Here is a 23,684-nt window from a genome sequence, read left to right as displayed (position 1 = left end):
ATATCATCAGGACTTGGGTAAACAGAGGTTCAATTTGGTCTTTCATGTTGGCAACAAAATTCGCAACTGAAGTGTAATGAGGCTGCGCATCACCAGACAAACTCATAAAAGTAATATTGGTTTCGCACGCCCTTGCAATACGGCGACTACTTACCAATCCACGCGAATAACCAAACAAGACGATCTTCAACATTACTGAAGGAGGGTAAGCCGCTGCACCACCATTATCGTTGTTATACCATTCGTCAAAAGAACTTAAATCAAGGTGTTTATCAACGATATGAGAAAGCGCGTACTCAAATGTACCGGGGATAATTTGTTGTACGAAATCAATCGGAATGAATTTACTTTGGCAGGATAAATCAAGTTTGTAATTAGCCATCACGTTCAACTGTAGCGAATAATAGTGATTAGATAACAGGCCATTAAAAAAGAACATGAAAATGTTCTTTTTGGAGAAATTCTACAGCCTCAACGCCCGCCTAACACGCAATGTCTTAGCGTGGCTTTTTGCGTTGTATGCAAAAAACATGATAACTTAACATTGTCGCAGTTTAGGCGCTTGTTAGCATTCATTCGACACCAATCAGTTTAGATAAACTATTACCTGTTAATTGATCAACTTGCTTTGCCGTAGATACAGTTTTGCTGATTCCATCTAGAAACTTAAAATACTTTTGAATAAATGTCTTTGATTCTTCTTTATCAGCAGAATCTTTGATTTTCTCTTTATTTAGAAAAAGAGAACCAAGGTTTAATTCAAGCTCTGTTTCAATTCCATCAATGCCTTTTATTTTATAAGAAATTAAAGCTTGTCTTAAACTTTCTAAATTTCTAATTAAGAGAAGTTTTAAAGATGTTTCTAGATGTGAGTTACTTACATTATCAGTTAGCTCTTCAAGAGCTTTTTTAATTTGATCTATTTCTGTGGCTTTTAGAGAAGTAAAATTAGCTTCACGATTTAGTCTATCGGAACAGAATTGAAGTCCATAGATAGTGGGTTCATCAATTTGTTGTTGCCAGCTTTGCCAATTAGCATCTAGGTTGATTTGAGACAGCATTGCTTCAATTTTGATAAAAGGCTTTAGATAGATCTCATGATCAATGTTTTCTATATTTTGAATTTGAGACTTAGTTTTATACGTAAGCTGTATTAGGTCTGCTAGCATTCGAAGGATAGTACCTGTATCTGTCACTTCGATACCAAATATATCAGCCCACACCTTTCTAACTTTTGTATTAGGTGGCTTTTTCTTAGCTTCACTTAAAATGTCAAAAAGGCGACCTGCTGGCTCTGTCTTAACTTCCATGATTACAAACTTCTCCGAAATAATTTTTGAATGCTAACATCTATGAACACCCCGATTTTTGCAAGCAAAATCAAGATCTAACAAAAACAGTTTTGCAGCCATCTATTCGGATTTTTAGTAAAGCTTTATTAGCTTTTATCCCTGATGCTATTCCCGCGAAACACAGCGCTGACTTGGCGCTAATCATTTTAGCGTTTTCAACAAAACCATGTTAGTACCAGAATTTCCAAGTCATGCTTTTGGTTATCTTGTCATTCGTGTTTTTAACTAAGCAAAAACGAGTGTTTAAAATTTAGTGTAGATCAGGTGAAGGGAGAAAGAAGTGTTTATTTGATATGAGTTATCTACTCGTCTTCCCTGACTATTTCTTTACAGACTACAAGAAGCCGATACCGAAGACTATAAAAATATTGTGTGTTTTTAACGAACAGGCAATTAAGCAGAGATCGTTACGGGATAAGCGAAAGAAATAACTACACAATCGCCCTCTCCTTGGAAGATATAAGGGGAATTATTAAGTTGTCGGCCTAAAGGTGCGACCTACAATTGAGAGAACGGAAGTTGATTTGACACTCCTATTCAGAATCTCCTTGCAGTACGTTCGTCGCGCCATGAATAACGGCAATTACATCAACTTGATCCGCCATGATGCGATATATAATCCTATATGAACCGACAAATACTTCCCTTATTTGATCAAGCTCATATTCTGGAACTTTTCGACCAGATAATGGAAATTCACCTATTTGCTGAGATCGCCTCGTAATTCGATCTACAGTTTGTAATGCATAAGTTTCAGAGTCTTGGGCTATGTAGGCAAAAATGGCGTCTAAATGAGCCGATGCTGTAGCGGTCCACTGAACCTTCATTCTGGCAATCCATATTTTTTTCTGATTTCTGCAACACCTGTTGTTTTACCAGCTTTGCTGTCTTCGAGCCCTTTTTCAATGGCTTCTCGAACATATATTTCACGCATCAGATCATCCCATGTTGCATTAGCAGGAAGCTGATCAATCAACTTATGCGCTTCTTCTTTACTGACAATCGTTGACATTTTTTCTCCAAGCATAGCTATGTAATCTAATTATCTATGGATACTAAAAGACTTTCTTATTGGCTGCCAGCGCAAATCTGATAAAAAATTGGCTTTCACGCCAGCCTTGAGTTAACCGAAGAAGTTAATTCGACGCGACGAAGTTGCGCGATTTTATGGAGTTTCAGAGTCATTAACAGAAAGACTCTCTCGAACAGCAAGGCCTATCTATGCCTTACGGTAAAAATCGTGTTGCTAAACGCTACCTTAAACAACGTGAATGAGACGTTTGGGCGATAGCCCGATAAAAGATTTTTTGGTTACTTTTGCATCGATTGGCAAAAGTTACACGCTCAGCAGAGCGGAAAAAAGGTCGGGAATACAAAGCATTTGAATGGAGCCAAAAGTACGAAAAGAGATTGATTCCCACCTTCGCGGGCATTTGTCCCCTTGTGGGAAATGACGGTTTTGGGGAAAATGGCCTTCACCGGCGGCGGATCACGGTCGTACCTCCCTCATTCGCCCTACGAAAACCAGCATCACTGAAGCCGTCCGTTCGACGCGACGAAGTTGCGCGATCCTATGGAGTTTCAGGGTCATTGTTTGACGAGTTATCTCCCTCCGAATAAATCATCTATGCCTTACGATAAAAGTCGTGTTGCTAGACGTGATGTTAAACAAAGTGAATGAGACGTTTGGGCGATAGCCCGATAAAAGATTTTTTGGTTACTTTTGCATCGATTGGCAAAAGTTACCCGCTCAGCAGAGCGGAACCAAGCTTGGAAACTAGGAAGCGCTGAGAAGTAGCAAACAGACTTAAAAATCTAAGAAATAACCCCTCCCTCGCCCTCCCCTTGGAAGACATAAGGGGAGGGAATAAAGAAGAAAAGTTGGCGTATAAAAAAGGCCCCATTCACCTGAGAGGAAAAAATGGGGCCAAGGTAGACATAAATCTCTTATCAATGACGAGTCTGTTCGGGCTCGTTCATTTCGCGCATTCGTTTGCGATGCTCGACAAATTCGTCGCTTAACATGTAGTCGCCCTGTTCGGTATGAGCCAGTGCGCCGCGGTTCACTAGGGCATCTAAGGTTTTTGGTAATACTTTCTGGCGCCGCTCACCTTTGATAAAATAAAATTGCTCACCCAATTGGATTAATTTAAAGCCAGATTCTAGGTATCCAACACATAAATTTTGAGTTGGCGTTAACTTGAGTTTCATTGTTCACCTCTAGCCGTCTCTTGGTTGATCATTGTTTGTTTGTGTTAACTATAGACTATAGACACTTTTTTCAAGAAGGGTAATTTTCTAACACTAAGATTACAAAAAGATAAAAAAAGACACCTTTCACCCTACATAAGTTTAACCAAGAATCAACAGTCTCAGATAGCCAAAAAAAAGGGAAGACATAGAGCCTTCCCTTTTCACAAATCTTGCAATGATTGCTTATTCAGCAAACACAACGGTTTTATTACCGTGCACCAGAACGCGGTCTTCTAAGTGGTAACGTAGGCCACGTGAAAGTACAAGTTTTTCGATGTCCTTGCCTAAACGAACCATGTCTTCTGCGGCGTGACTATGACGAACACGAATCACGTCTTGTTCAATAATCGGCCCAGCATCTAAGTCTGCTGTCACGTAGTGACAAGTCGCACCAATCAGTTTTACACCACGAACGGCGGCCTGATGATAAGGTTTAGCACCAATGAAAGATGGCAAGAAGCTGTGGTGAATGTTGATGACCCTATGACGGTATTTCTCACACAAGTATTCAGGGAAGATCTGCATGTAACGCGCTAATACAATGGTATCGGCTTGTGTTGAATCAATGCAGGCTTCGATTTCTTGGAAGGCCGGCATTTTGTTTTCTTTCGGCACTGGGATGCAGAAGTATGGAATTTTGTACCATTCAACCATAGAGCGCAGGTCTTCATGGTTCGCGATAACACCAACGATTTCACAGTTCAGCTCGCCTGTATGCCAGCGATGCATAATATCGTTTAGGCAATGAGACTCTTTGGTTGCCAACAAAACCACTTTAGGGCGATCTTCACTGTCTTTCACGTACCAGCGCATGTTGAACTCTTCTGCGATTGGCGCGAATTCTTGGCGAAATGTTTCTACATCAATATTTAGGCTTCCTGCATCAATATCGTGACGCATGAAAAACCATTTTTGCTCTAAATCTGTATGATGACTCGCTTCGATAATCGAGCCTTGGCGATCGTTCAAAAACTGACTGACGGCCGCTACAATCCCCACTCTGTCGGGACAACTAATCACAAGTCGAAATGTTTTCTTTCTCATAGTAAAACTTATAAACCTTAAAAGCTTTTAAAAGTCACAAAGGCTAAACAATAAGTTTAGCCTTAAAAGTGTCGGCAAATTATACAGAACTCACTAACTGATGCTTACTTATTCTTAATAATGTAACACTGATGGATCTTGTCATTACGATCAAAATCCGGATCAAGTGTTTCACGAGTAATATTCTTCACATTGTATTCTTGCTCTAACGATTCATCCAATACAAAGCGACGATAGTTATTAGAGAAAATAAGTTCCCCGCCTCTCGCCAGCCTTGCCATAGCCAAACGCACAAGCTCACCATGATCTCGCTGAATATCTAACACATCCGCCATTTTTTTCGAGTTCGAAAACGTCGGTGGATCCATGAAGATCAAGTCAAACTTATCACGGCTTTGTTTTAGCCACTCAATACAGTCGGCGCGTTCTACCTGGTGATGAAGGTCTGAAAATTCATTCAGCTCGATATTACGACGAGCCCATTCTGTGTAGGTGTTCGACATATCAACACTTAATGAGCTTCGTGCGCCACCTTGTCCAGCATGAATAGACGCGGTTGCGGTGTAACAGAACAAGTTCAAGAATCGTACGCCATCGGCTTTGTCTTGAATCAGTTTACGCACTGGACGGTGATCAAGGAACAAGCCAGTGTCCAAGTAATCTTTTAGATTAACAATGAAGTCACAGCCGTATTCTTCTACGATCATTTCGTGTTTCGTCTGATCTATTTTTTCGTATTGTTCTTTGCCAGCCTGTCTTTGGCGCTTTTTCAAGATCACATTAGATTCTGAAATATTCAAAGCGGTCGGAATCGCAGACATCACTTCAAACAAACGCTGCTTAGCTTTTTCTGGATCCACACTCTTTGGCGCTTGATATTCCTGAACGTGCGCCCAATCGCCATAAACATCAATGGCCACAGCGTATTCAGGCATGTCGGCATCGTAAACGCGGTAGCATTGAATCTTATTCTTTACGACCCATTTTTTCAGCTTCTTGGCATTTTTTTGCAGGCGATTAGCAAACATTTGCGCACCCGGTGTCATGACCGATTGCGCAACGACGTCTTCTTTGATGCTGCCAGCCAATAATGGGAAACGATAAGCACGACACTCGATACCACCGTTTATCACTCGTGTGCTTTTTTCTGGTCGAACAGGAATTTGACGCGCCAGATGATCATTACTAGTCAGCATCATAAACTGCCAACCGCGCACATTATTAACAACCCATTCACCCAGTTGACGATATAAAGCGATCAAGGCCATTTCATCGCCAATACGTTCACCATAAGGCGGGTTGGTAATCACTAGACCCGGTACCTCGGGCGTAATGTCGAATTCATGCTCTTGAAAAGAGGTCATGGAGACATCAATCACATTCGTGAGTCCTGCACGCTTGATATTTTCCCGCGCGGCAGCAATGGCTTTTTGCTCTCGATCTGTCCCTTGGAAACGGATACCCAAGGTTGCTGGGTCTTTTTTGCGATTCTTAGCAAAATCCATTAATTTTTGCCACATGCGGTGATCATGCTGTTTCCAGCCTTTAAATCCCCAATATGGGCGACGTAAACCCGGTGCGATGTCCAAAGACATCAATGCCGCTTCAACTAGAAAAGTGCCAGAACCACACATAGGATCGATTAATTGCGTCAAACCACAATCCGTCCCCCAACCAGCCCGTAGCAAAAGACCTGCTGCCAAGTTTTCTTTAAGTGGTGCCATACCGCCATGTTGACGATAGCCACGACGATGCATACTTTCACCAGATAAATCGATACTCACCGTCACAACGTCACGTTTTATACGCAAAGCAATGCGAACTTCTGGCTGTTCTTTTTCAACGTTAGGGCGCTCACCAGATAAGGCGACAAAGTAATCAGCAATCGCATCTTTCGCGCGAACGGCACCAAACTGAGTGTTGCGAATATGGTGATTGGTACCGTGACAATCAATCGCCATGGTATTGGTTGCTTTCATATGATCGGACCATGGAATCGCTTTTACGCCGTCATATAAGTCGTCAGCGGATTCCATTTTGAAATTGGCAATCGGCAACATAACGCGAGTCGCAACACGAGACCAAAGGCAGGCTTTGTACATGCCTTCTAGATCAGTTGTCAGCTTAACCTGAGCTTCACCCAATCGAGTTTGTGTCAGGCCTTCACCATGCAGCTCTTTTTCCAAGACATTTTCCAACCCAAGAGGACAGGTTATCTCTAGTGCGTAAACCTGACTTGCTGAATCAGTTGTCTGTAATATCGTGCTCATTTATAAAATACTTTTTTAAAATTCCAATGAATGTCTCGAAACGCATAAAGAGGGCGGAATTGTGTCCCGCCCTCTTTTTTAAACAAGCTACAAAATACTCTGCGCCTGCTTTCAATTCGATCTTTAGATACCGAGATCAAGCTCTCGATAATAAGCATCAGTGCTTGCTATGGCTTCCTTAACTAACTCTGGCCCCTGATAAATAAAGCCCGAATAAATTTGTACTAAACGCGCACCCGCTTGCAGCTTCTCTACTGCATCGGCGCCACTTGAAATACCGCCAACGCCAATAATAGGTAAAGTGTCTTTCAAATGTTCTGCCAATACTCTTACTACATGCGTCGATGCATCACGAACCGGCGCACCACTTAAACCGCCCGCTTCTTTTTCAAACTGATGGCCTAACACCGCATCACGAGACAAGGTGGTATTGGTGGCAATAATACCATCAACACCCTGCTCAACCAGCGTATCAGCAACCATTTTAATTTCGTCATCGGTCATATCTGGCGCGATTTTCACTGCCAATGGAACGCGCTTACCATGTTCTGCTTCATATCGATTACGTGCTGCAGACAAAGGCGCAATCAATTGCGCTAAACTTTCACCAAATTGCAGGCTACGAAGGCCCGGTGTATTTGGCGAACTAATGTTCGCTGTAATGTAATCAGCGTAAGGAATAACCGATTCCAAACAAGCCAGATAATCGGCTGCTGCGTCTTCTACCGATGTGGTTAGGTTTTTGCCAATATTAACACCCAATACACCTGGGTAGCGGTGCGACTTAATGCGCGAAACCAAATGATCTACGCCTTTGTTATTAAAGCCCATGCGGTTAATAATGGCGTCATGTTCGGGCAAACGAAACAAACGTGGTTTTGGGTTACCAGCCTGCCCTTTCGGCGTCACCGTTCCCACCTCAACAAAACCAAACCCTAGCGCCCCCAAAGCCTCGAAAGCGTCAGCATTTTTATCTAAACCCGCCGCCAAACCAACCGCATTGGGAAAGCGTAACCCCATAACATCAACAGGTTTAGTCGACGGCAATCCACCTAGAAATTTGTTTAAACCCAATCGACTGCTTGCTGCAAGAAGATCCAATGACAATTCATGAGACACTTCTGGGTCTAATTTAAAAAGTAACGAGCGAGCAAGTTGGTACATTGTTAAAGCTCCTAGGCTATTAAGATCAGTTGAGTGCCTTGTCTGATCTGTGCGATCTAATTTATATGATCATCTAGTTTTTATGCTATCTGATTTAAAGCTATCTAACTCTAGACTATCTGACCTTAGTGACGGCAACCAGTTTATTCATGTCATCAAATTCTACTTCAAAAAAACCGTAAATGCCTTGATGAGTCACAAAACGCTGAAAAGCCGACAAGGGTAACTGGACTTTACGTCCATCTAGACTACTCGCGACCAGATTTTTGGCCGCACCAGCATACATAGCTTCATATTTAAACGCAGGCAAGGCCACATTTAATACAATTTTTGCCATTTTTTCGTCCTGTGCTTACGTTACCCTTACAGAGATCACTCTGTGCGTAAAGATTTGAATCCGATAAGATGAAGGCTATTATATGGAGACCTTTGCACGAAGTCACGAGCGAAGCCAAGTCGAGGTAAAAACAGACATAAAAGTTGTGTTTATGAACTGTCAATAAGCACGTTAAGTCTGTTTTTAACAAAGTATTGATGAGCACACTAATTTTGCAAAGTTTTCATCTTGCGTTGACACTTTTATTGACAAAAGTATAAGGAACCTAGGTTCGATGGTAACTGTAATTGAGCAATTAAAAGATCACCTGAATCATGCCGTTGTAGGCCAACCAGATTTAACCCACGAATTACTTGTCGCTTTAATCGCTAATGGTCATGTGCTTCTTGAAGGGCCGCCAGGCATAGCCAAAACCACAGCAGCAAAAGCGCTTGCTAGCGCCATCGACAGCCGTTTCCAGCGAATTCAATTTACGCCAGATTTATTACCTGGAGACGTTACGGGTTCCGATATTTTTCAGCAAGAAACAGGCAAGTTCAGTTTTATTCCTGGCCCAATCATGAACGACATAGTGCTAGCCGACGAGATCAACCGCGCACCGGCCAAAGTACAATCGGCATTACTGGAAGCCATGGGTGAAAGACAAGTTACCGTTGGCAATCACAGCTACCCATTGTCTGAACTGTTTTTTGTTATTGCCACGCAAAACCCGATCGAGCAAGAAGGTACCTACCCTTTGCCTGAAGCGCAGCTTGACCGTTTTATGATGAAAATAAATCTCGGTTATCCAAGTGCCACCAGCGAATTGGATGTACTTAGATTAGTACGTCAGCAGGATTTACACAAAACCTCAGCAAGCAAGCCACAACCCGTTTGCAAACCTCATGACATTCTTGAGCTTCAGCATAAAGCCTTATCTTTGTATATGTCTGAAAGTGTTGAGCAATACATAGTGCAACTCGTCATGGCAACCCGCCAACCAGAACTGTATTTGGGGGAAGCTGGCAAAGGAACGAATCTCATTGAGTTTGGTGCCAGCCCTCGTGGAACGCTAGCGTTAGACCGTTGCGCTCGTGCCAATGCCCTGTTAAACGGCAGAGACTTTGTCACGCCGGACGACGTACGCCAGATAGCTTTGCCTGTGTTGCGCCATCGCATCATTACGACCTTTGAAGCACAAGCCGCTGGATTATCTGTAGACGATCTATTGAAGCGATTGATTAGTCACGTTCCAGCGCTGTAACTCTAAAAAGTGTAATACAAGGCAACTAGTACGATGAGCCCATTATTATCACCAGAATCTCCTGAACTGGATGACACCCATTTCGCCCTATTGGCGAGTTATGCTAAGCATTTAGGTCGTGCACCTAAAGCCATTCGTTTTGCAACGAGCTCAGGAGAGCGACGCGCTCGCCAAAAAGGCCATGGCATGGAAATGCTCGAACTTCGCGCCTATCAAGCCAGTGACGACTTGCGCCATATTGATTGGCGAGTGACAGCGCGAACAGGGCAAGCTCATACTCGACTTTATGCGCAAGAAAACGACCATCAACGCCTATTGTTACTGGATCTGTCTAGCAGCGCTTATTTTGGTACTCGCCATACTTTTATTGCCACGCGTTTTCTGCAGCTTGCGGGCATTATTGCATGGCGCTCCAAACAACAAGGCGACACTTTGTCTTATCGAATCGCTTACGGTAACCAAGATCACGCCAGCAATAAATCGGGGACCTTGCCGACGCTACTCAACCATTTAAAAAACGCCTCAAAGATAGAAAACCGAGTTAATGGCAACAATACGGCGAGCATATGGTCTAACAACGTGCTCACCAGCAAAGCGCATAACAAAGATGTGATAATACTCACTGACAAACAAAGCTGGAGTAAAGACGAAGAAAGTACACTGATGAGACTGGCCGAGCACAACGCTGTTCATTGGATACAAATCTTCGATAGCAATGCCTTTAACTTACCAGCGGGACAATATCAGATGGCCGACAATAACGGCATAAAGTCTGTCACCATCAGCAAAAATAGTATGCAGCAAGCCAAAGCCGACTTTTTCGAACAAAATACACTCATGCGCAAAAAGCTGGCTTCCTTTGGTATTCGACACCAAATCTTTGACATCTCCGAGTCGCCTGAAAAAATCGCTCGCTACTTACTTTCTCAAGGAGCATTACACTGATGTCTGCCGCGCTCGCCCATCAACAAGCACAAGCCTCCCAACAAACAATCGATTTGCCAAATCAAGCTTATATGCTTCCACAATCTGTTCCTATGTGGCCGCCAGCATGGTGGACTTGGCTTATTGTGGCCGCCATCTTTTTATTCATCATAGGCTTGCTGGTCATCTGCTATCGACGCCATAAGAAACGCACATACCGACGCGAGGCGCTATCAAGTATCACTCAGAAAACTAACGACCTTAGCGATAAAGACTGTATTTTACTATGCCATGAACTAATTAGACGCTGCCTTATTAGTGAAGGAAAAACAGAAACCGCCGCTTTACCTAGCAAGACACTGTTTGAAACGCTAGACAAAGCTATGCCAGAAAAACGACAATTTACACCTCTCGGCAGCGATTTTATCAATGGCCCTTATAAAAGACAGATTGAGCTCACCATAAACCAACGCAACGCGATGATAAAAAATACCTGTTACTGGATAAGGAAACACCATGCTTGAATTGTCTTGGCCTTGGTTTCTTATTCTTTTACCTTTGCCCTTTATTATGTATTTTCTGCCAAAAGCCAAGCCAAAAGGTGACGGTATTTGGTGGGGTAATACGGAACAACTAGTTGATCACCAAGATGGCAAAGCGATCCCTAAACGCCCGACATTGCGTTACGCTTTTCTTTTGACTTCATGGATATTGCTGATCTTCGCTATGACTCGACCTGTTTGGTTAGGCGAACCAACGAAAGTCACGCCCTCTGGTCGCGACTTACTCATTGCTCTGGATTTATCTGGCAGTATGCAAGTCAGTGATATGGCACTTAATGACCAACCGGCAAATCGACTAGAAGCCGCCAAATCCGTTTTGTCCGACTTTATTCAAGAACGTCGCGGTGATCGCATTGGCATTATCGTTTTTGGTTCAAAAGCCTACTTGCAAGCACCGTTAAGCTTTGACACCAAGACCATTAATCAGCTGGTACAAGAAGCTCAAATTGGTTTTGCTGGCGAACAAACCGCCATTGGTGACGCCATAGGCTTGGGAATAAAAAGACTCGAAGACAAACCTTCTGATAAAAAAGTGCTCATCCTGATGACAGATGGTGCGAACACCGCTGGTCGAGTTCAGCCACAACAAGCCGCCGCTTTTGCTGCTTCACAGCATGTAAAAATCCACACCATAGGCATTGGCGCAGACAGTATGATTATACAAAGTTTTTTTGGACCTAAAGCCATCAATCCTTCGAGTGATCTAGATGAAACACTGCTGAAAAACATTGCTGCGCAAACGGGTGGTAAATACTTTCGCGCAAAAAGCACAGAAGACCTACAAGCCATTTATCAAACCCTTGATGCGTTAGAGCCAACACCAGCCGAAGACATTTGGCAACGACCATTAACCAGCTTATTCCATTGGTTAGGGCTTGGCTCAATCCTCTTCCTCGGCTTAGCCTTACTTGCCAGCAAGCAACTGGTATGGAATAAAAACGTTCTGCGCAAGCTAACCTCGCGCAAAGGAGGTCAAGCATGATGCTTTTTGACTTGATTCATTTTGAACGCCCCTACTGGCTACTTTTACTGCCTGCAACCTTTCTGCTGGCTTTTTTTGTTGCCACCAAAAACTCAAACAAAAGCACGCTCAATAAAGTTGTCGATCAGCGCTTGATGCAGCATTTGGTCTATCAAAATACCTCCAGCAGTATGAACAAATGGCTTGGTTTAGTGGCGTTATCATTGCTCTGGATCGGCTTAGCGGGTATCAGTTGGACAAAAGCACCAACGACTATGTTTGAAAACACACAAAAAACCGTCTTGGTTGTCGATCAATCGTTGTCCCTGTACGCCACGGACATTAAACCCAATCGCCAAACCCAGTTAAAACAAACCATTCGCGATATTTTGACGTACAGCAAAGAAGGCGATATTGCCTTAGTCGCATTTGCTGGCGAAGGCTTTATTATCAGCCCTTTTAGCCAAGATAGAGAAACCGTCACCCATTTTCTGCTGGCCTTAGATCCGATCATCATGCCTATGTATGGCAGCAACTTAACCAGTGGTATTGAAACCGCCTTATCACTCAGTAAAGATAACGCCTCACCAGTGCATCTAATCGTATTCACAGATGATCTTAGTGAACAAGATAAGACTGCAATTCCAGCGTTATTAGAAGGCCAAAACATTCAATTGGATTTAATTGCGGTTGGCACAGCTACGCCGTCATCGATCAAGCTTCCAGACGGTCAAATCCTGAAAAAAAATGGCAAGAATGTTATCCCAATAACTCCGCTTAAGGGTCTAAAAACGTTCACAGCCGATCTCGGTGGCCGCTTTCACCAAGGGCGCTTAAGCCCTCAAGAACTTGCGCAAATAACCAATACAGCAGTGGATGATCAACAAACTCAAAAAGCACAAAACAAAAGCATCCACTGGATAGAACAAGGCCAATGGCTTGCCCTCCCCTTCCTAGTATGGCTGGCAGTTCAATTCCGTAAAGGCATGCTTTTTATGCTGCTAATTGGCGTGTTTTATTTGCCGTCAGAAAAACTACAAGCCTCGCCACTCGACTGGTTTATGACGCCAGACCAGAAAGGTCAACAGGCGGTAGATCAAGGCAATTGGCAAGCGGCGGATCAATACTTTGAACAGCCTCAGTGGAAAGCCGCGTCGTCATACGCCTTAAAAGACTACCCTGAAACGATTCAGCAACTGGAAAACTTAAACAGAAATTCGGCGGAGAATTATAACTTGGGGAATGCGTTGGCGTTATCAGGCGATACTGAAAAAGCCATACAGGCTTATGAAAAAGCACTGGAACAAGACCCATCTTTAAAAGCAGCAAAAGACAACCTCGACTACTTAAAAAAGCAGCAACAGGAACAGCAAAAGAAAGACCAGCAGAAAAAACAACAGGATAAGTCCAAACAGCAAGACCAAGAGCAGAACAAAGACAAACAGCCCAATCAATCGGATTCCGATGATAAAAACGATTCAAAAGATCCCTCTGACTCAAAAAAAGACAATAAAAAGAACGAAAAACAAGACAAAAACAAAACACCTGAGGATAATAAGCAAGATGAAAACGCAGACAAACAAAAACCAGAACAAACTAAAAACACTCAGATAAACAAAGAAAAAACACAAGCGTTAAATCAGTGGTTAAGACAGATCCAAGACGACCCAGGATTACTACTGCAACGTAAGCTCTGGTATTTACACCAAGAAAAGCGCAATGAAAATCGATTTTCGCAAGAGGATGGGCAAAACCCATGGTAATAAAGCAATACTTACTTTCATTAATATCGCAAAACAAGCCTAGCCGCTTGTTTTTCTCACTAATGACGACTTTATTTTTTATTGCCTTATCAAGCTCTCTTCACGCCTCCAGCGTTACCGCCACACTAAATAAAAACGTCGCCACTGAAAACGAAGTCGTCCAACTCACTTTGCGAGCCGATTTTTCAGACACAGGAAATGGCCCAGACTTGTCTCCTTTAGAACGTGATTTTGATATCTTGGGCAAAAGTCAAAACAGCCAATTCAGCTTCAACTTAGGCACTAGTAAAGCGTTAAACTTTTGGGTTGTTACCTTGATGCCAAAATCCGTCGGAACGGTTGAAATTCCCCCAATCAAAATAGGCAATTATGAATCACAACCCATTCGACTAACGATCAAAAGTTCACCACAACTAATGGACAGCAATGGCAACCCACCAGTCATGCTGAAAACCGAAGTCTCGGAAATTGAACCTTACCTTCAGCAAGAAGTCATATTGAGCGTTAAACTTTATACGTCAGTTGCACTTCAAAATGCCAACCGGTCAGCCCCTTCACATCCTGACCTTGTGATGGAAAGGCTAATTGATGATCAAATGAATTATCAGACGATCAATGGCACGCAGTATCAAGTGATTACCAGAGAGTATTTGGCGTTTCCGCAACGCAGTGGCCTATTAACGATACCACCTCAAAGCATTCAAGCGATGATTAATACGTCAAACGGGCGAAGAATGATTAAGGTACAAAGCGAGCCTCTCAATCTACAAGTGATTCCAATCCCCGCTAGTTATACTGGAGATGCTTGGCTGCCGAGTAAAAAAGTTTCGGTTTCCACCACCCTCGATAAAACAACGGACACACCAAGAGTCGGCGATACGCTTATTTGGACAATTGATATCAAAGCCGAAGGCGCACTTCCTGAGCAAATACCAACACTAGACTTCAATAGTACACGAAATTATAAGCTCTACCCGAAACCACCTAAGTTCGACAACCAAAAGACAGCCAACGGTGTGATTGGCCACCAGAGCATCACAGTTGAAGTTGTTCCAACAGAACAAGGCCCCCTCACATTACCAAATATCAATATCACCTATTGGGATACAGAGAAACGAACCATAAGTACTGCCAGCGCCGCTACGAAAGCCATAGAGATTGGCCCATTACCAAGCGCTTCAGGCAAAACCACTGACACCACAGTCAATAAACAAACAATTGATGAGCCATTAGCAGCGCAAAGTCCCTCGGTTGCTCCAATTTCCTTGGCCAAAATACCAGTAGAAAAAGCGACACAGACGACTCCTGCTGCAACAGAAAATGGAGTAGACCTAGAAGTGACGCAAACAGACAATGACTTTACTCTTCGTCATTATCTAATTGCTGGATTACTTTTATTAGCCATCGCCACGCTAAGTATCTGGAGCATCATTTGGTTCAAACGCAAAAGAGAACAGCCTGATCACAGTCACCAAGTCCCAACATTGCAAGACTTTGCCCCACTGAGTACGTCGGATGAGCAAAGCGCTTATAAAGCACTAATTGAATGCTGCGAGCAAAATGACCTTCAATCTTTAAGACCAAATCTATTGGAATGGGCTCGACATCGCTGGGGAGATAACGAAATCCGCAGCGTCGATGACATAAAACGCCTAACATCGGTACAAGTTACTCAACTTTTAATGGAAGCGGAGTTGATGCTGTATTCAAATAATCCAGCACATGAGTGGCAAGGCCACCCCTTGGCAGACTCACTTGAAGAATACACCAGTGGACAAACCAAACCCTCACAGGCTAGCCAGCTAAAAACCTTGTACCCAAATTTTTGATGACTACTATTTCCTAAAAGGACACCATGATGACAATTTATCAATCCGGCATTATCGCCGAAGCCTCAAGTGATGCTCTTTTTATTACACTGAATGTGGATAGATCCGAAATAAATGCTCTAAGAAACACTCTAGGCGCAGCTCCTGCACTTATTGAAGAACTGCAATCACAATTCCCTGCTGCGGAGCTACACGCAAGCATTGGTCTTAGCAGCCTTATTTGGGATGATCTTGACAGAAATCGTCCACAATTTCTTGCTCCCTTCCCTCATATTGCCGGCAAAGATATTGAATTCATACCTACTGATGTGGATCTTGTTCTTCACATCCGCTCTTCACGTCATGATGCAACCTATCAATTAGCCAATGTTCTTTTTAACGCTTTTGGAAGCAGCGTTAGGTTAGTAGAGGAAGTCAGCTGCTTTAAGTACCTTGATAATCGTGATTTAACTGGTTTTGTGGATGGCACTGAAAACCCAGCGGGAGAACAACGTAAGGCAGTCGCCTTAGTTGGCAGCGAAGACCAAAGCTTTGAACATGGCTCTTACTTCAATCTAATGCGCTTCGTCCATGACTTAGAGAAATGGGAAAATGAAGACCTGAAAACTCAAGAAGATGTGTATGGGCGCACCAAGCATACCAACCAAGAATACCCATCAGCAGAAAAGTCTGTGCATGCTCATACTAAGCGCACATCACTGAAAGATGAAAATGGCGATTCCTTAGAGATTTTACGCCACAGCATGCCATTTGCGTCTTTAACTGAAAAAGGCCTAATGTTTGCCAGCTACAGCAAAACGCCAGTGATTTTCAATCTTATGTTAGAGAGTATGGTAAAAGGTGACGAGCACGGCAATACCGACCACTTGATGAAGTATACTCGCGCAACAACAGGACAAGCCTTCTTTGTTCCATCAAATAAATGGCTAGTGTCTTTATCCTAAAGAAGTATTAGGCAATAAAAAGCCAACTCATTGAGTTGGCTTTTTTGTAAGCAAAATAGACACTTATCTTTCTATTTGTGCTTTGTTTTTCAAGTAGTCTTGTTGACCTTGAGTACTAAGAGTCGCTTGTGTTTGATTCAAGTAACGCTCATAAGCCAATTTTTGATCATCAGGAACCGTTGAATCACCAACATCAACCTTGTTTAAACGAATCAAAGCCAAGTCACCATTAGATAGGCCTTTCACATCAATAACCGGTTTATCATCTGGATGAGGTAACGTGAAAGCCAATGACGTCATCTCATCTTGACCACGCTTAGCATCTTTCACAGACGTCCACTGAGTATCACTCGCACTTTTCGCTTTCTCAGCTTTTGCACGAAGCGACTCTACGGCTTTATTTTGTACTAGGATAGAAGCAACTTGCTCTTTCGTTTCCTCATAAGTCTGAAAAGCCTCTGCCTTGTGATCATTTAAATGAAGCACAACCACTTGATCATCATTAAGTTCAATCAAGTCACTGTTCTGGTCATCCTCTAAAACGGATACGCCAAACGCCGCAGCAATAACAGCAGGGTTACTAGTTACTTCATCAGAGCCGCCATCACGACCAAAATACGCACTCTGAAGGACATCAACGTCATACTCTTTTGCGATAGCATCTAATTTATCACTCGCATAAGCTAAATCGGTAATATCTTCATGAGCCGTTAATAAAGCATCTCTTGCTTTATCCTCACGCAACTCTTGCTCCAGCTCTTCTTTCTTGGAAGCAAAACTTGGCACATCAGGCTTTGAAATATCATCCAATTTAATTAAATGGTATCCATACTGGCCTTTAACCGATTTCACATCACCTTTTTGCATAGCGAAAAGTGTGTCATCAAAAGCAGAGCCCATGACACCTTTTTCAACATAACCTAATTTACCGCCGTCTTTATTCGAACCGATATCGTCTGAATACTCTGCCGCTAAATCGGCAAATGATGAACCAGATTTTAGCTTAGCTTCAACTTCTGCAAGACGCTTTTTGGCTTCGTCATCACTGCGATCGGATGTTTCGATCAAAATATGCGAAGCCGATCTTTCTTCTTGCGCCAGAGCTGATATAGATGCCTGATAAGCATCCTGCAACTCAGCGTCGGTAATCTTAACTTTACTGTTAAAATCAGAGCTGGAAATCACAACGTAATTCACTTTAACTTGCTCAGGCGTTTTAAAGTTGTCTTTATTAGCGTCGTAATACGCTTTTAGCTCATCGTCTGAAACACTGGTCTTTTCTGACTCATCCGCCAAAGAAAAAGACACGTAATCGTATGTTCTTTCTTGAGACTGCAGTTTAGAAATACTATCTACTTGATAAGGAAGCACAAATTCAGAACCAGCAATGGCGTTGCGTGGCTGCTGAATCAAAACATCTTCTTTAATACGCTCTTTAAAGGCTAATGGTGTAAAGCCTAGCGAACGAATAAAATTAAGATATTTATTTTGATCAAACTGGCCATTTGTTTGGAACTGCTCAGCCTGTAACAAATAAGCATTTACCTGAGCATCAGAAACGCCCAACCCCAAACCTTTTGCCTGATTGGCTAATACAACACGCTGAACCAACTCATCTAAAGCACGACGCTGCAGTAAGTTATCCTCCAGCAATGCAGGATTAACTTGTCCACCCATCATTGAAATCAATTGACGGCGTTGAGTTTCAGCACCTTGCAACATCTGCGTACGGGTAATTTCTACCCCGTCCACTTCTGCGACAGTATCTGACGAATTAAAACTAGTAACCAAGGCGTCTACGCCAAATAGAGCAAAAGTCACAACGATAAAACCAACTATGATCTTTACCACAATGCCTTGTGACTTATCTCTGATATCCTGGAGCATTACTGCCTCCAAATGAGTTAATTGAATGACAAATAAAAAAGGTGCATTCCGCTTGGAATACACCTTTTGTGTCTAATGGCGGAACAGACGGGACTCGAACCCGCGACCCCCTGCGTGACAGGCAGGTATTCTAACCAACTGAACTACTGCTCCAAAAACATTAGTTTACAGCGTCTTTAAGACCTTTACCGGCTTTAAAGCCAGGAACCTTCGCTGCTTTAATTTGGATTTCCTCACCAGTTTGAGGATTACGGCCTGTACGTGCCGCACGTTCTTTAACTGCAAAAGTACCAAAACCAACTAGTGTAACCTGGTCACCTTTTGCCAAAGCAGCTTCAATTGCTTTCAAAGTAGCATCGAGCGCATTGCTAGCAGAAGCTTTAGATAAATCAGCAGACGCTGCAATAGCATCAATCAATTCAGATTTGTTCACGTTGTACCCCTTCAGTATTTTCTTGGTTCCTTAGTGTATTTCGGCGCAGTATAAATGACTACCGATAAGGCCGAGCCAGCAGTTATACAAGCCCAGCCTATACCCTGTCAACACAGGTTATGCCTTTAATGATGACTTACAGTTTCTTGTTCATCAACAGTTTTTTCACTTGAAGGCAATGTTTCTGCCTTTTTTGGTGAAGGAATGTACTCCAAAGCAATATCAAGCACTTCATCAATCCATTTGACAGGGATGACTTCAATGTCTGCTTTGATATTATCAGGAATTTCCTTTAAATCACGAGCATTTTCTTGAGGAATAACCACTGTTTTTATTCCCCCTCTGTGAGCCGCTAGAAGCTTCTCTTTCAGCCCACCTATAGGTAACACCTCTCCGCGCAGAGTAATCTCACCAGTCATGGCTACAGAGGCCTTAACAGGGACCTTAGTTAGCACAGACACAATAGCCGTACACATGGCGACACCAGCACTTGGACCATCTTTAGGTGTAGCACCTTCTGGCACATGCAAATGAAGGTCTGTTTTTTCATGAAAATCTTCGTCAATCCCCAGACCTGCCGCCCGACTTCTTACGACAGTCAAAGCCGCTTGAATAGATTCTTGCATGACATCACCAAGAGAACCCGTCTTCACATGACGACCTTTACCAGGAACACCTGCCGCCTCAATGGTCAATAATTCTCCACCAACAGATGTCCAAGCCAACCCTGTCACCTGGCCAACTTGATTTTTTTCTTCCGCTTTACCGTAACTAAACTTATGAACGCCAGAAAAATCTTCTAAATTAGCCCCGGTCACTTCAACTGCTTTTGACCCTTTATCCTTGCTCAGCGCTTGTTTTTTAACTACGCGACGGCAAACTTTACTTAGTTCACGTTCCAAACCTCGAACGCCCGCTTCTTTCGTGTAATAACGAATCACGTCCATCAAGGCTTCATCAGTGACGTTAATCTCGCTATCTTTAAGACCTGATAGCTTAATTTGTTTAGGCAACAAGTAGCGTTTCGCGATGTTTAGCTTCTCATCCTCGGTGTAACCAGGGATTCTAATAACCTCCATACGGTCCAAAAGTGGGCCTGGGATATTCATGCTATTAGATGTACAGATAAACATAACATCAGAAAGGTCAAAATCCACTTCAAGGTAATGATCGTTAAATGTGTGATTTTGCTCCGGATCAAGCACCTCTAACAGCGCAGAAGCTGGATCACCACGTTGATCCATCCCCATTTTGTCAATTTCATCTAACAAAAATAATGGGTTCTTAACTTTTACCTTCGCTAATTTTTGCAATAACTTGCCTGGCATAGAACCAATATAAGTTCGACGATGTCCTCGTATCTCCGCTTCATCACGAACACCGCCAAGCGCCATACGAACGTACTGACGATTAACCGCTTTCGCTATCGATTGACCCAGCGACGTTTTACCTACACCAGGAGGCCCTACCAAACACAGTACCGGACCTTTAACTTTTTTCACTCGCTGCTGCACTGCAAGAAACTCTAGAATACGCTCTTTTACATCCTGAAGACCGTAGTGATCTTGGTTCAACACTTTTTCAGCGTATGCCAAATCGTTACGCACTTTACTGCGTTTTTTCCAAGGCAAAGAAGTAAGCCAATCGATGTAGCCACGAACCACTGCCGCTTCCGCAGACATCGGCGACATCATACGTAGTTTTTTCAATTCACCTTCGGCTTTCTCTTTTGCTTCATCAGACATACCAACTTCAGCAATTTTTTCTTGCAACTGATCCAACTCATTGCTGCCATCTTCCATATCGCCAAGTTCCTTCTGAATGGCTTTCATTTGCTCATTCAAATAGTATTCGCGCTGACTTTTTTCCATTTGTTTCTTGACGCGACTACGAATATTTTTTTCAAGATGGGCAATATCAAGCTCACCATCCATCAAACCAATCAAATACTCTCCACGGCCAGTTAAAGAGTCTATCTCCAGCACTTTTTGCTTATCTTCAAGCTTAAGGCTCATGTGACCCGTAATATTATCGATAAGCTTCGCAAGGTCATCGATAGATTTTAGGGAAGCCACAACCTCTGCTGGAATACGCTTACTACCTGCGACGTATTCATCCAACTGTTTAAGCAAAGCATTACGTATCACGCCATGTTCAGTTTGATCTTCTTCTTTAAGATCAAGCTCAACAATTCGACCTAAAACAAATCCGTCCGCGTCTTCCATCTTTTCAAGGCGAGCACGCTTACCACCTTCGACAAGTACTTTAACAGTTCCATCAGGCAGACGAAGCAACTGCATCACTTTGGCAGTCGTACCAATCGAATAAAGGTCTTCTAGAGCAGGATCATCTTTAGAAGCGTCTTGCTGAGCAACAAGAAACACATGTTTATCTTTTTCCATCGCAGACTCTAATGCTGCGATGGATTTAGCGCGACCAACAAATAACGGCAACACCATATGGGGGTACACGACCACATCACGAAGTGGCAACATTGGCAGGAGCAAAGAATCTGACATATTTTTTTCCAATCCGGGCACATTAAAGAAAGTGCACTTTTATATTTCAACGTTGATTAGGAAAGAGATAAGGGCGAAGCGCGAAATTACAAGCACGACCACCATTTGAATTTAGTCTACACAGTGTTTTTAAGCGAGACACCATAAAAAAAGGCCGAATTTAAGCAACACAACTTAAATTCAGCCTTTTATTTATTTCCTACCCTATAAAGAACTAAGCGTTTTTAGCCAGTTCTTCTTTTTCTAGTACCATAAGAGGCGCAGACTCACCTCGAATTGAAGTCGCATCCATAACAACTTTCGCAATATCATTGCGAGCCGGAAGCTCATACATACAATCCAATAGAGCAGATTCCAAAATACTACGTAAGCCACGAGCACCAGTTTTACGCTCTAAAGCTAGCTTAGCAGCTTCACGTAAAGACTCAGGAGTAAACTCCAACTCAACACCTTCTAACTCAAACAGGTGCTGATACTGCTTAACCAGTGCATTTTTAGGCTGACTCAAGATTGTCATCAACGCCTCTTCATCCAATTCTGAAAGTGTTGCCACCACAGGCAAACGACCAACAAATTCTGGAATCAAACCGAATTTAACCAAATCTTCCGTCTCAACGCGGTGAACAGCCTCAGAAAAAGATCGCCCCTCTTCCTTACTCTTCACCGTTGCAGAAAAACCAATACTACTTTTTTCTGTTCTATCACTAATGACACGCTCTAAACCTGCGAATGCACCGCCACAAATAAACAGAATATTGGATGTATCAACTTGCAAAAACTCTTGCTGTGGATGCTTACGACCACCTTGAGGAGGAACAGAAGCAACAGTACCCTCAATAAGCTTAAGCAAAGCCTGCTGAACACCTTCACCTGACACATCACGCGTAATAGATGGGTTATCAGACTTTCTAGAGATTTTGTCTATCTCATCGATATAAACAATACCACGCTGAGCCTTTTCTACATCATAATCACAGCTTTGCAACAATTTCTGAATGATGTTTTCAACATCCTCACCAACATACCCAGCTTCCGTCAGAGTAGTCGCATCAGCAATAGTAAATGGCACATCTAGAACACGAGCAAGAGTCTGCGCAAGTAATGTTTTACCGCTACCAGTTGGACCGATTAGCAAGATATTACTCTTACCTAACTCAATGCTGGTGTCTGTTTTCCCCTGATGACGTAAACGTTTATAGTGATTATAAACCGCTACCGCCAACACTCGCTTAGCTTTATCTTGACCAATAACGTAATCATCAAGCGCCGTACTCAATTTTGCAGGTGTCGGTAATTCATCTGCCGACTCACCATCTTCAGTAATCTGCGAAAGCTCTTGCGTAATAATGTTATTACACAAGTCCACGCACTCGTTGCAAATATAAACCGAAGGACCTGCAATAAGTTTTTTTACTTCGTCTTGGCTCTTGCCACAAAAAGAGCAATACAATAACCGATCTGAGTGGTCGCCACGGCTAAAATTATCATCCGACATTTATTCCACCCTTTTCTTAAACTGTTCGTTTCTGCAAGATATCATCAATCAAGCCGTAATCTTTTGCTGATTGTGGATTCATAAAATTATCACGATCCGTATCAATAGCAACTTGCTCAATTGGCTTGCCAGTATGAAAAGAAATAATTTCATTCAACTTATGTTTGATACTTAAAATTTCACGTGTATGAATTTCAATATCAGAGGCTTGCCCCTGATAACCACCCAATGGCTGGTGGATCATAACGCGCGAATTAGGCAAACAATAACGCTTACCAGCAGCCCCCGCTGTTAACAGCAAAGCTCCCATACTCGCCGCCTGACCAATACACATAGTACTAACATCTGGCTTAATAAATTGCATCGTATCATAGATAGACATACCAGCAGTAACAGAACCACCTGGAGAGTTAATATATAAATGGATGTCTTTGTCTGGGTTTTCTGACTCTAAAAATAACAATTGAGCCACAACCAAATTGGCCATGTGATCTTCAACTTGACCAACCAAAAATATCACTCGCTCCTTAAGTAAGCGCGAGTAAATATCAAATGACCTTTCTCCACGAGCGGTCTGTTCAATAACCATTGGGACAAGGCCATTGCTGGTAATTGCAACAGGGCCAGTAGTCGGGTTCATCAAATTCATATCGCATTCCTTAAAACAAAAAAGTCGACATAGCAAACACTATGTCGACCTTAT

The 23,684-nt window shown here is 42.8% G+C and carries 21 protein-coding genes and 1 tRNA gene; 7 read left to right on the top strand and 15 right to left on the bottom strand.

The features are described 5' to 3' along the window. The 9 genes from DFP80_RS01925 to DFP80_RS01885 all read right to left on the bottom strand — a co-directional run. The coding region (locus DFP80_RS01925; RefSeq protein ID WP_220150911.1) for a transposase at positions 1-439 on the bottom strand (439 nt) is incomplete at its 3' end. A gap of 133 nt (positions 440-572) precedes the next feature. After that, entirely contained in the window at positions 573-1,310 is a 738-nt protein-coding gene (locus tag DFP80_RS01920; RefSeq protein ID WP_113915118.1) for a hypothetical protein, read from the bottom strand. 575 nt (positions 1,311-1,885) lie between these two features. Then, positions 1,886-2,179 carry a type II toxin-antitoxin system RelE/ParE family toxin gene (locus tag DFP80_RS01915; protein ID WP_113915117.1) on the bottom strand — a complete coding sequence of 98 codons (294 nt, stop codon included), beginning with the start codon at positions 2,177-2,179 and terminating at the stop codon, positions 1,886-1,888. Continuing rightward, on the bottom strand, positions 2,176-2,364 hold the full coding sequence (locus tag DFP80_RS01910) for a hypothetical protein (RefSeq protein ID WP_113915116.1): 189 nt from the start codon (positions 2,362-2,364) through the stop codon (positions 2,176-2,178). Before DFP80_RS01910 ends, DFP80_RS01915 begins: the two co-directional genes overlap by 4 nt. A 938-nt stretch (positions 2,365-3,302) precedes the next feature. Further along, complete coding sequence (locus DFP80_RS01905; RefSeq protein ID WP_113915115.1) at positions 3,303-3,563, bottom strand: formyltetrahydrofolate deformylase; 261 nt, start codon at positions 3,561-3,563, stop codon at positions 3,303-3,305. Between the two features lie 225 nt (positions 3,564-3,788). Continuing rightward, positions 3,789-4,649, bottom strand: coding sequence for a formyltetrahydrofolate deformylase (purU, locus tag DFP80_RS01900; protein ID WP_113915114.1), 861 nt, complete (start codon positions 4,647-4,649; stop codon positions 3,789-3,791). A gap of 104 nt (positions 4,650-4,753) precedes the next feature. Next, positions 4,754-6,919 (bottom strand): bifunctional 23S rRNA (guanine(2069)-N(7))-methyltransferase RlmK/23S rRNA (guanine(2445)-N(2))-methyltransferase RlmL, encoded by a 2,166-nt coding sequence (gene rlmKL / locus DFP80_RS01895; RefSeq protein WP_113915113.1) that lies wholly within the window; start codon positions 6,917-6,919, stop codon positions 4,754-4,756. 123 nt (positions 6,920-7,042) lie between these two features. Continuing rightward, positions 7,043-8,083: a quinone-dependent dihydroorotate dehydrogenase gene (locus tag DFP80_RS01890; RefSeq protein ID WP_113915112.1), complete on the bottom strand. Its 1,041-nt coding sequence runs from the start codon at positions 8,081-8,083 to the stop codon at positions 7,043-7,045. A gap of 115 nt (positions 8,084-8,198) precedes the next feature. Beyond that, entirely contained in the window at positions 8,199-8,420 is a 222-nt protein-coding gene (locus DFP80_RS01885) for a DUF2835 domain-containing protein (protein WP_113915111.1), read from the bottom strand. 244 nt (positions 8,421-8,664) lie between these two features. On the opposite strand from DFP80_RS01885, the gene DFP80_RS01880 reads away from it, so the two are divergent. From DFP80_RS01880 to DFP80_RS01850, 7 genes are read left to right on the top strand one after another with little or no spacing between them, the layout of a single operon-like run. Further along, positions 8,665-9,663 (top strand): AAA family ATPase, encoded by a 999-nt coding sequence (locus tag DFP80_RS01880; RefSeq protein ID WP_258546971.1) that lies wholly within the window; start codon positions 8,665-8,667, stop codon positions 9,661-9,663. Positions 9,664-9,696: 33 nt separating this feature from the next. Beyond that, positions 9,697-10,608: a DUF58 domain-containing protein gene (locus tag DFP80_RS01875; protein ID WP_113915109.1), complete on the top strand. Its 912-nt coding sequence runs from the start codon at positions 9,697-9,699 to the stop codon at positions 10,606-10,608. Then, complete coding sequence (locus tag DFP80_RS01870) at positions 10,608-11,111, top strand: DUF4381 domain-containing protein (protein ID WP_113915108.1); 504 nt, start codon at positions 10,608-10,610, stop codon at positions 11,109-11,111. Before DFP80_RS01875 ends, DFP80_RS01870 begins: the two co-directional genes overlap by 1 nt. Then, a complete protein-coding gene (locus tag DFP80_RS01865; RefSeq protein ID WP_113915107.1) occupies positions 11,104-12,132 on the top strand; it encodes a VWA domain-containing protein in 1,029 nt (342 codons plus the stop codon). Before DFP80_RS01870 ends, DFP80_RS01865 begins: the two co-directional genes overlap by 8 nt. Further along, complete coding sequence (locus tag DFP80_RS01860; protein ID WP_113915106.1) at positions 12,129-13,874, top strand: VWA domain-containing protein; 1,746 nt, start codon at positions 12,129-12,131, stop codon at positions 13,872-13,874. The genes DFP80_RS01865 and DFP80_RS01860 overlap by 4 nt, the downstream gene beginning before the upstream one ends. Further along, positions 13,868-15,703: a BatD family protein gene (locus DFP80_RS01855; RefSeq protein ID WP_113915105.1), complete on the top strand. Its 1,836-nt coding sequence runs from the start codon at positions 13,868-13,870 to the stop codon at positions 15,701-15,703. Before DFP80_RS01860 ends, DFP80_RS01855 begins: the two co-directional genes overlap by 7 nt. 29 nt (positions 15,704-15,732) lie before the next feature. Continuing rightward, the gene (locus DFP80_RS01850; RefSeq protein WP_309472353.1) at positions 15,733-16,647 is read left to right on the top strand and encodes a Dyp-type peroxidase; all 915 of its coding nucleotides are present in this window, start codon (positions 15,733-15,735) and stop codon (positions 16,645-16,647) included. A gap of 63 nt (positions 16,648-16,710) precedes the next feature. Here the strand turns inward: DFP80_RS01850 and DFP80_RS01845 are convergent, their stop codons facing one another. From DFP80_RS01845 to clpP, 6 genes are all read right to left on the bottom strand, one after another. Beyond that, entirely contained in the window at positions 16,711-18,534 is a 1,824-nt protein-coding gene (locus tag DFP80_RS01845; RefSeq protein WP_113915103.1) for a SurA N-terminal domain-containing protein, read from the bottom strand. A gap of 76 nt (positions 18,535-18,610) precedes the next feature. Next, positions 18,611-18,687: transfer RNA gene (locus tag DFP80_RS01840), tRNA-Asp, on the bottom strand. A gap of 7 nt (positions 18,688-18,694) precedes the next feature. Next, on the bottom strand, positions 18,695-18,967 hold the full coding sequence (gene hbs, locus DFP80_RS01835; protein ID WP_012069435.1) for a non-specific DNA-binding protein Hbs: 273 nt from the start codon (positions 18,965-18,967) through the stop codon (positions 18,695-18,697). A 125-nt stretch (positions 18,968-19,092) separates the two neighbouring features. Then, positions 19,093-21,486: an endopeptidase La gene (gene lon, locus DFP80_RS01830; RefSeq protein WP_113915102.1), complete on the bottom strand. Its 2,394-nt coding sequence runs from the start codon at positions 21,484-21,486 to the stop codon at positions 19,093-19,095. Positions 21,487-21,700: 214 nt separating this feature from the next. Continuing rightward, positions 21,701-22,981 (bottom strand): ATP-dependent protease ATP-binding subunit ClpX, encoded by a 1,281-nt coding sequence (gene clpX, locus DFP80_RS01825; RefSeq protein ID WP_113915101.1) that lies wholly within the window; start codon positions 22,979-22,981, stop codon positions 21,701-21,703. Between the two features lie 16 nt (positions 22,982-22,997). Then, a complete protein-coding gene (clpP, locus tag DFP80_RS01820; RefSeq protein ID WP_113915100.1) occupies positions 22,998-23,630 on the bottom strand; it encodes an ATP-dependent Clp endopeptidase proteolytic subunit ClpP in 633 nt (210 codons plus the stop codon). Positions 23,631-23,684: the final 54 nt, after the last annotated feature.

This window comes from Marinomonas rhizomae, from assembly GCF_003315485.1.
GTDB classification, from domain to species: Bacteria; Pseudomonadota; Gammaproteobacteria; order Pseudomonadales; family Marinomonadaceae; genus Marinomonas; species Marinomonas rhizomae.
The sequence above is the reverse complement of the archived record's forward strand: the minus strand, read 5'-3'. Positions and strand labels throughout refer to the sequence as shown.

Coding starts and splice junctions, on each gene's coding strand:
- DFP80_RS01860 (WP_113915106.1), top strand. CDS start 12,129: ATGATGCTTTTTGACTTGATTCATTTTGAACGCCCCTACTGGCTACTT.
- DFP80_RS01915 (WP_113915117.1), bottom strand. CDS start 2,179: ATGAAGGTTCAGTGGACCGCTACAGCATCGGCTCATTTAGACGCCATT.
- DFP80_RS01870 (WP_113915108.1), top strand. CDS start 10,608: ATGTCTGCCGCGCTCGCCCATCAACAAGCACAAGCCTCCCAACAAACA.
- DFP80_RS01850 (WP_309472353.1), top strand. CDS start 15,733: ATGACAATTTATCAATCCGGCATTATCGCCGAAGCCTCAAGTGATGCT.
- DFP80_RS01865 (WP_113915107.1), top strand. CDS start 11,104: ATGCTTGAATTGTCTTGGCCTTGGTTTCTTATTCTTTTACCTTTGCCC.
- lon (WP_113915102.1), bottom strand. CDS start 21,486: ATGTCAGATTCTTTGCTCCTGCCAATGTTGCCACTTCGTGATGTGGTC.
- rlmKL (WP_113915113.1), bottom strand. CDS start 6,919: ATGAGCACGATATTACAGACAACTGATTCAGCAAGTCAGGTTTACGCA.
- DFP80_RS01885 (WP_113915111.1), bottom strand. CDS start 8,420: ATGGCAAAAATTGTATTAAATGTGGCCTTGCCTGCGTTTAAATATGAA.
- DFP80_RS01890 (WP_113915112.1), bottom strand. CDS start 8,083: ATGTACCAACTTGCTCGCTCGTTACTTTTTAAATTAGACCCAGAAGTG.
- DFP80_RS01855 (WP_113915105.1), top strand. CDS start 13,868: ATGGTAATAAAGCAATACTTACTTTCATTAATATCGCAAAACAAGCCT.
- clpP (WP_113915100.1), bottom strand. CDS start 23,630: ATGAATTTGATGAACCCGACTACTGGCCCTGTTGCAATTACCAGCAAT.
- DFP80_RS01910 (WP_113915116.1), bottom strand. CDS start 2,364: ATGTCAACGATTGTCAGTAAAGAAGAAGCGCATAAGTTGATTGATCAG.
- DFP80_RS01905 (WP_113915115.1), bottom strand. CDS start 3,563: ATGAAACTCAAGTTAACGCCAACTCAAAATTTATGTGTTGGATACCTA.
- purU (WP_113915114.1), bottom strand. CDS start 4,649: ATGAGAAAGAAAACATTTCGACTTGTGATTAGTTGTCCCGACAGAGTG.
- DFP80_RS01920 (WP_113915118.1), bottom strand. CDS start 1,310: ATGGAAGTTAAGACAGAGCCAGCAGGTCGCCTTTTTGACATTTTAAGT.
- DFP80_RS01845 (WP_113915103.1), bottom strand. CDS start 18,534: ATGCTCCAGGATATCAGAGATAAGTCACAAGGCATTGTGGTAAAGATC.
- clpX (WP_113915101.1), bottom strand. CDS start 22,981: ATGTCGGATGATAATTTTAGCCGTGGCGACCACTCAGATCGGTTATTG.
- DFP80_RS01875 (WP_113915109.1), top strand. CDS start 9,697: ATGAGCCCATTATTATCACCAGAATCTCCTGAACTGGATGACACCCAT.